Genomic DNA, 525 nt, shown 5'->3' on the forward strand with positions numbered 1-525 from the left:
CGCCCACGACCTGCGCTCGCCGCTGGCGGCCCTCACCGCGCGGGTGGACGCCGCCTTGACCCGCGACCGCGGGCCGGAACGCTACCGCGCCGAGCTGCGCGAACTGGGCACCGACCTGACGCGGCTCTCAACCCTCACCAACCACCTCCTGCTGCTCGCCCGTGACCCGGCGGCCCTGTCGCGGGAGGCCGTGCCCCTGCGCGACCTCGCGGCCGAGGCGGTGGACCGTGCCCGCGAGCTGTCCCCGGAGGCCGACGTGGACCTGATCGCGCCGCAGGCCCTGACCGCCTACGGCGACCGGGTGCTGCTGGGACAGGCGGTGTGGAACCTCACCGCGAACGCGCTGCTGCACGCGCCCGGCGCCGCAGTGACCGTCACGGTGCGTGGGGACGGCTCGGGCGGGGCCGAGATCGAGGTCCGCGACGACGGCCCCGGTGTGGACGCCCCGACCCTGGCCCGGCTGGGCGAGGCCTTTTACCGCCCCGACGCCAGCCGCGCCGCTCCCAGTCCGGCGGGGGGCGGGCA

Annotated in this window: 1 protein-coding gene; it reads left to right on the top strand. The window is 77.5% G+C overall.

Going from position 1 to position 525, the window contains the following annotated elements; genetic code table 11:
- Positions 1-525: sensor histidine kinase (locus QOL99_RS17530; RefSeq protein ID WP_285525693.1), on the top strand; the 525-nt coding region annotated here is incomplete at both ends.

This window comes from Deinococcus rhizophilus (assembly GCF_030271215.1).
Taxonomy (GTDB): Bacteria; Deinococcota; Deinococci; order Deinococcales; family Deinococcaceae; genus Deinococcus; species Deinococcus rhizophilus.